We start from the raw sequence: 6327 nt of genomic DNA on the forward strand, positions 1-6327 counted from the left end.
GAGCTTGCTCCCGCTGGGCTGCGCAGCGGCCCCCGCTCTTTTTGTCAATAGAGAAGGGACTGCTGCGCAGTCCGACGGGAGCAAGCTCCCTCGCCACAGAAGCTTGCTCGACACAGTTTCAGGTGTCAGCCGCGCACCGCCCGGGAGCGCCAGACCATCATCTTCTCGACCTGCATGTCCTTCATGGTGTGCGGAATGCCGCCCACGCCGTGCCCGGACAGGCGGGCACCGGCGAAGGGCATCCAGTCGACGCGGAAGGTGCTGCTTTCGTTGACCATCACCGCCGTGGCGTCGAGGTCCTGGTAGCACTGCATCGCGGTGTCCAGGTCCTGGGTGAAGACTGCGGCCTGGAAGGCGTAGGGCAGGGCGTTGGCCAGTTCGATGGCCTGGCTCAGGTCGTCGTAGGCGTAGACTGCCACCACCGGGCCGAACACTTCCTTCTGCATCACATTGGAATCGATCGACGGATTGAGCAGCACGGTTGGCGCATAGCAATTGTTGCCCAAGGCGCGGCCACCGGAAATCAGGCGTGCGCCACCGGCGACGGCCTCATCCACCCATTGGCTGACGCGGTTCACTTCACGTTCAGCGATCAGCGGGCCGACGTCGGTGTGCGGGTCGGTCGGATCACCCACCACCATGGCATCACCCAGTTGCCCCAGGCGCTCGGCGACCTGCTCGGCGATGCTGCGGTGGCAGAAAATCCGTTGCACGCTGACACAGACCTGACCGGCGTGGAAGAAACCGCCACGGGCGATGCGCGGCAGGGCGTCGTCCAGGTCGGCATCGGCGGCCAGCATCACCGGCGCCGCTCCGCCGTGCTCCAGGGCGCAACGGGTACCCGGTGCGAGGGTCGAGCGCAGCATCCAGCCCACGGCCGCCGAACCAATGAAACTGAAGAAACCCACCCGTGGATCGGCCACCAATTTGCCGGTGATGCGGTTATCGGACGGCAATACCATTTGTGCCCAGCCTGCGGGCAGGCCGGCCTCGGTCAGGATGTCGATCAGGGTCTTGCAACTGAGGGGCGTGTTGGCCGCCGGTTTGACGATCACCGGTGCGCCGACGGCGAGGGCCGGTATCACCTGGTGCACGATCAGGTTGAAGGGGTGGTTGAACGCCGAAACGGCCGCGACCACGCCGATCGGCTCGAACTGGGTGAACGCCACACGATTGGCCGAGGCCGCGTTTACGCCCATGGGGATTACGTGGCCGCCTTCGGTGCGCAACACCTCGATGCTGTTGAGAATGCCGTCGATGCCGCGCTCGACTTCGGCCAGTGAATCCTTGAACGGCTTGCCGCCTTCGCTGGCCGCCTGGGTGGTGATTTCGATCTTGCGCTCGGTGATCAATTGCGCGGCGCGGTGCAGGATTTCGATGCGTCGCGGCGTGGACAGCCACTGGCTGCGGTCGCGAAACAGGCCGTGGGCGATGCTCAGCGCCTGCTCGACATCAGCCTCGGTGGACAGGGGGACATGGCCGACGACCGCACCGGTGTAGGGTGCATGCACAGCCAGGGTTTGATCAGACATGGGACTTACCTCGGGTCGTCAGAAAGCGTTGAGTCCAAGGTAGTCCCGAGCCGTTGTTTCGAAAACTGAATAATTCAGAAGTATTCGTTCAGTTTTCGAGAAGAACGATCGGCGGCGGTGGCCGCCGACCAACTCACAGGTGATCGGCGTCGATGACGGCCTTGGCAAAGGCGTGCGGATCTTCCTGCGGCAGGTTGTGGCCGATGCCGCCGGCGATCAGACGGTATTCATATTTGCCGGTAAAACGTTGACGGTAATCCTCGGCCTTGGGATGCGGCGCGCCGTTGGCGTCGCCTTCCAGGGTGATGGTCGGCACGCTGATGGACGGGGCTTTGGCCAGTTTCTGCTCCAGGGCGTCGTACTTGGTTTCGCCCTGTTCCAAACCCAGGCGCCAGCGATAATTGTAGACCGTGATGTCGACGTGATCCGGGTTTTCCAGGGCCTTGGCGCTGCGGTCGTAGGTGACATCGTCGAACTTCCATTGCGGCGACGCCAGTTGCCAGATCAGCTTGGCGAAGTCGTGGGTGTTCTGGGCGTAGCCCGCCTTGCCGCGCTCGGTGGCGAAGTAGAACTGATACCACCACTGCAATTCAGCCTTGGGCGGCAAAGGCTTCTGGCCAGCGGCCTGATTGCCGATCAGGTAGCCGCTGACCGACACCAGCGCCTTGACCCGCTCCGGCCACAGTGCCGAAACGATATCCGCCGAACGTGCGCCCCAGTCGTAGCCACCGAGCACCGCCTGCTTGATGTTCAGGGCGTCCATGAAGTCGATGACATCGCTGGCCAATGCGGCCGGCTGGCCGTTGCGCAGGGTTTTGTCGGACAGGAAGTGCGTATCGCCGTAGCCGCGAGCGTAAGGCATCAGGACCCGATAACCCTTGGCGGCGAGCAGCGGCGCCACTTGGTCATAGCTGTGAATGTCGTAGGGCCAGCCGTGCAGCAGGATCACCACCGGGCCATCGGCCGGGCCGGTTTCGGCATAGGCCACGCTGAGCAGGCCGGCGTTGACGTGCTTGAGCGGAACGAACGGGCTGTCGGCGGTGCTGGCAGCGGTGACCGGGGCGGGTGCTGCGGTCGCCGGGGTGCTGGCATGAGCGGCGGTGGCGCCCAGCAGGCCCAGGGTCAGGGCCAGCACAGAAGAACCCACCAGGTGGCGGCGATGTTTGTCGGCGTTGCTGTTCGATACATGCACTTTCATGGTGGAGAGCTCCTTTCAAATGTGAGGGTGTGGAGGCGCGTGGGGCGTGGCTCCAACAGGTATAGCGGGTCGCGAAAGGGGATCGCGTCCGGCCTGGATCACATTTAAACGGGGCGAGGTATCTGGGCTGTTTCAGAAAAGCGGCTGGGTGAAGGGTTATGTATCCCTTGGGTGTGTAGATACATTGCGATACAAGGCGGCAAACCCGATTCGCTGTCCGGCACACATCCAATTGTGGGAGCGGGCTTGCTCGCGAAGGCGCACTGTCAGGCAACACATAGGTGTCTGAAAGATCGCTTTCGCGAGCAAGCCCGCTCCCACAAAAGGTGGGGCTCAGCGGAACGCCGGCACCACGTGCTTGATGAACAGCGCCAACGATTTTTTCTTTTCCGCGTGGGGCAGGCTGTTGTCGCACCAGAAGCTGAACTCGTCGACGCCCAGTGCCTGGTAGTACTTGATGCGCGGAATGATTTCTTCCGGGGTGCCGATCATGGCGGTCTTGTGCAGGCTGTCCAGTTCGAATTCCGGGCGGCCGGCGAACTTTTCTTCCGGGCTCGGCGCCAGGAAGCCGTTGACCGGGGTTTGCTTGTTGCCGAACCAGGCGTCGAAGGTGCGGTAGAACTTGGAAATCGCCTTGGCCCCGACTTTCCAGCCCTCAGGGTCGTCAGCGGTGTGCACGTGGGTGTGGCGCAGCACCATCAGTTGCGGGCGCGGTACGTCGGGGTTGTTGTCCAGGGCGGCCTGGAATTTGTTCTTCAGGTCCAGCACCTCTTCGTCGCCCTTCATCAGCGGCGTGACCATGACGTTGCAACCGTTGGCCACGGCGAAGTTGTGCGAGTCCGGGTCGCGGGCGGCGATCCACATCGGCGGGTTGGGCTGCTGGATCGGCTTGGGCACGCTGGTGGAGGTGGGGAATTTCCAGATCTCGCCGTCATGGGCGTAGTCGCCTTGCCACAGGGCGCGCACCACCGGAACCATTTCGCGCAATGCCTGACCGCCGCTCGACGCCGGCATGCCGCCGGCCATGCGGTCGAACTCCACCTGATAAGCGCCACGGGCCAGGCCGACTTCCATGCGGCCGTTGCTGATCACGTCCAGCAGCGCGCATTCCCCGGCCACCCGCAGCGGATGCCAGAACGGCGCGATGATGGTGCCGGCGCCCAGGTGGATGGTGGTGGTCTTGGCCGCCAGGTAGGCCAGCAGGGGCATCGGGCTCGGCGAGATGGTGTATTCCATGGCGTGGTGTTCACCGATCCATACAGTGCTGAAACCACCGGCCTCGGCCATCAGGGTCAGTTCGGTCAGGTCCTCGAACAATTGACGATGGCTGACGCTTTCGTCCCAACGCTCCATGTGTACGAACAGGGAAAATTTCATGACTTACCTCGGATCTTTTGTTGTCGGCCCGTCGACTGCGGGGCTGTTTATCTGTGTTTTCGCAGATCTGTAGGAGCGAGCTTGCTCGCGATGGAGGGACATTCACCGTGGGGTGTCAGGTAGCCAGTGTCATCGTTGACGACCATCGCGAGCCTGCTCGCTCCTACAGTAGGTGGATGTTCAGGCCGGGACGGGCAGAGCGCCCATCTTGCCGTGGCAGTACACCAGCGGGCCGGGGGTGTGCCGGGGCACGATCAGGTTCTTCACCGCGCCCACCATGATCGCGTGATCGCCGCCTTCATATTCGCGCCACAGTTCGCATTCGATGACCGCCGTGGCGTTGGCCAGGATCGGGTTGCCCAGTTCGCTCAAGGTCCATTCGATGCCTTGGGCCTTGTCCTTGCCTTTGCGCGCGAAGGCGTAGGCCTCGCTCTGCTGGCCGCCGGACAGCACATGTATGGCAAAGCGTTTGTTCTTGATCAGGACCGGGTAGGAGTCGGAGCTGTAGTTGGGGCAGAACAGCACCAGCGCCGGGTCCATGGACAGCGAGCTGAAGGCGCTGGCGGTCAGGCCGACGATTTGCCCGTCGTCATCGAGCGTGGTGATCACTGTCACGCCGGACGGGAACGAACCCATGACTTGTTTATAGATGGCGGCATCGATCATCGGAAGGTCCTCGGGTGGTGTGACGCGGTTTTTATGCGTTTGTAGGTCTGATGGTATACCGTAATACATAAGTTGCAAGGGGTTTTTTGGCGACCCGATAAACGCGTGCGTGTTGTCTTGTAGTCAGTGTTTACGGGGCTTCCAGGCAGGGGGGCTGGCTAGATATGCGGATCAGGCGCGTTTTCCACGACCGTATCAGTCTTGTGAAAAGTTTGGAATACCATAATATGGCCTGCATCTGAGGGGCGGCCGATGCGCACCCCCGGTTTGGCTTCATACAACGATAAGAACAGGCAAACTCGAGTTCATATATATGTCCCAGATGTCCCGGCAAGACCCGTTGATCGAGAATCACACGGTTGACTACGTTCCTCTCGCAGAGCGCCATGGGAAGGCCCGCGATCTATTCACCCTGTGGTTCAGCACCAACATAGCGCCGCTGCCGATCGTGACCGGGGCGATGGTGGTCCAGGTGTTCCACCTCGATCTGTTCTGGGGGCTGCTGGCGATTGCACTGGGGCACATGGTCGGCGGCCTGGTGATTGCCCTCGCGTCGGCCCAGGGCCCCCGCATGGGCATTCCGCAAATGGTCCAGAGCCGCGGTCAGTTCGGTCGCTACGGGGCGCTGCTGATCGTGTTTTTCGCCGCGCTGATCTACATCGGCTTCTTCATCTCCAATATCGTGCTGGCGGGCACCGGCACCTGGGTCATGGGCAGCGCCTTGCTCGCCGGTTTCCTCTACATCTTCGCCCATGACCTGCCGGCGGACTTCTTCAGCCGCGGCGGCTTCAACCTGTCCGGCTGGCTGGCGACGGTATCGCTGGGGATCATCTGGCAGATCAGCTTCTCGCCGTACGTGTCCGATTACTCGCGCTACCTGCCGGCGGATATCGGCATCGGCCGCCCGTTCCTGGCCACCTACCTGGGCGCGACCCTGGGCACGATTCTGTCGTTCACCTTCGGCGCCGTGGCGGTGCTGGCGACCCCGCAAGGCACCGAAGCGATGGCGGCGGTCAAGCAGTCCACCGGTTGGCTGGGGCCGATCCTGATGGTGCTGTTTCTGCTCAACATCATCAGCCACAACGCCTTGAATCTGTATGGCGCGGTGCTGTCGATCATCACCTCGATCCAGACTTTTGCCAGCCAGTGGACACCGAGCATCAAGGTGCGGGTGGTGTTGTCGAGCCTGGTGCTGGCCGGGTGCTGCGTGGTGGCCTTGGGTGCGTCGGCGGACTTCATCTCGCAGTTCATCGGGTTGATTCTGGCGTTGCTGCTGGTGCTGGTGCCGTGGGCGTCGATCAACCTGATCGATTTCTACGTGATCAAGCGTGGGCGGTATGACATTGCTTCGATTTTCCGCGCCGATGGCGGGATTTACGGGCGGTTCAATCTGCATGCGATCGTTGCGTATTTCATCGGGATCATTGTGCAACTGCCGTTTGCCAACACGTCGTTGTACGTGGGGCCGTATGCCCATTGGGTGGAGGGGGCGGATTTGTCCTGGCTGGTGGGGTTGGTGGTGACGTGCCCGCTGTATTACTGCCTGGCTACGCG

The 6327-nt window shown here is 62.2% G+C and carries 5 protein-coding genes; 1 reads left to right on the top strand and 4 read right to left on the bottom strand.

All coding sequences use genetic code 11. The annotated features are described in order from the left end of the window. Positions 1-125: 125 nt before the first annotated feature. The 4 genes from B0W55_RS28335 to B0W55_RS28350 form a co-directional block, all read right to left on the bottom strand. Positions 126-1532 carry an aldehyde dehydrogenase family protein gene (locus B0W55_RS28335; protein ID WP_077049210.1) on the bottom strand — a complete coding sequence of 469 codons (1407 nt, stop codon included), beginning with the start codon at positions 1530-1532 and terminating at the stop codon, positions 126-128. Between the two features lie 133 nt (positions 1533-1665). Next, the gene (locus B0W55_RS28340) at positions 1666-2730 is read right to left on the bottom strand and encodes an alpha/beta fold hydrolase (protein ID WP_077049211.1); all 1065 of its coding nucleotides are present in this window, start codon (positions 2728-2730) and stop codon (positions 1666-1668) included. A gap of 333 nt (positions 2731-3063) precedes the next feature. After that, positions 3064-4107, bottom strand: coding sequence for an LLM class flavin-dependent oxidoreductase (locus B0W55_RS28345; protein ID WP_077049212.1), 1044 nt, complete (start codon positions 4105-4107; stop codon positions 3064-3066). 180 nt (positions 4108-4287) lie between these two features. Further along, the gene (locus B0W55_RS28350; RefSeq protein ID WP_077049213.1) at positions 4288-4773 is read right to left on the bottom strand and encodes a flavin reductase family protein; all 486 of its coding nucleotides are present in this window, start codon (positions 4771-4773) and stop codon (positions 4288-4290) included. Between the two features lie 313 nt (positions 4774-5086). Here B0W55_RS28350 and B0W55_RS28355 point away from each other — a divergent pair. Next, on the top strand, positions 5087-6327 hold a 1241-nt coding region (locus tag B0W55_RS28355), incomplete at its 3' end, for a cytosine permease (protein WP_077049214.1).

Source organism: Pseudomonas sp. KK4 (assembly GCF_001984065.1).
Classification (GTDB): Bacteria; Pseudomonadota; Gammaproteobacteria; order Pseudomonadales; family Pseudomonadaceae; genus Aquipseudomonas.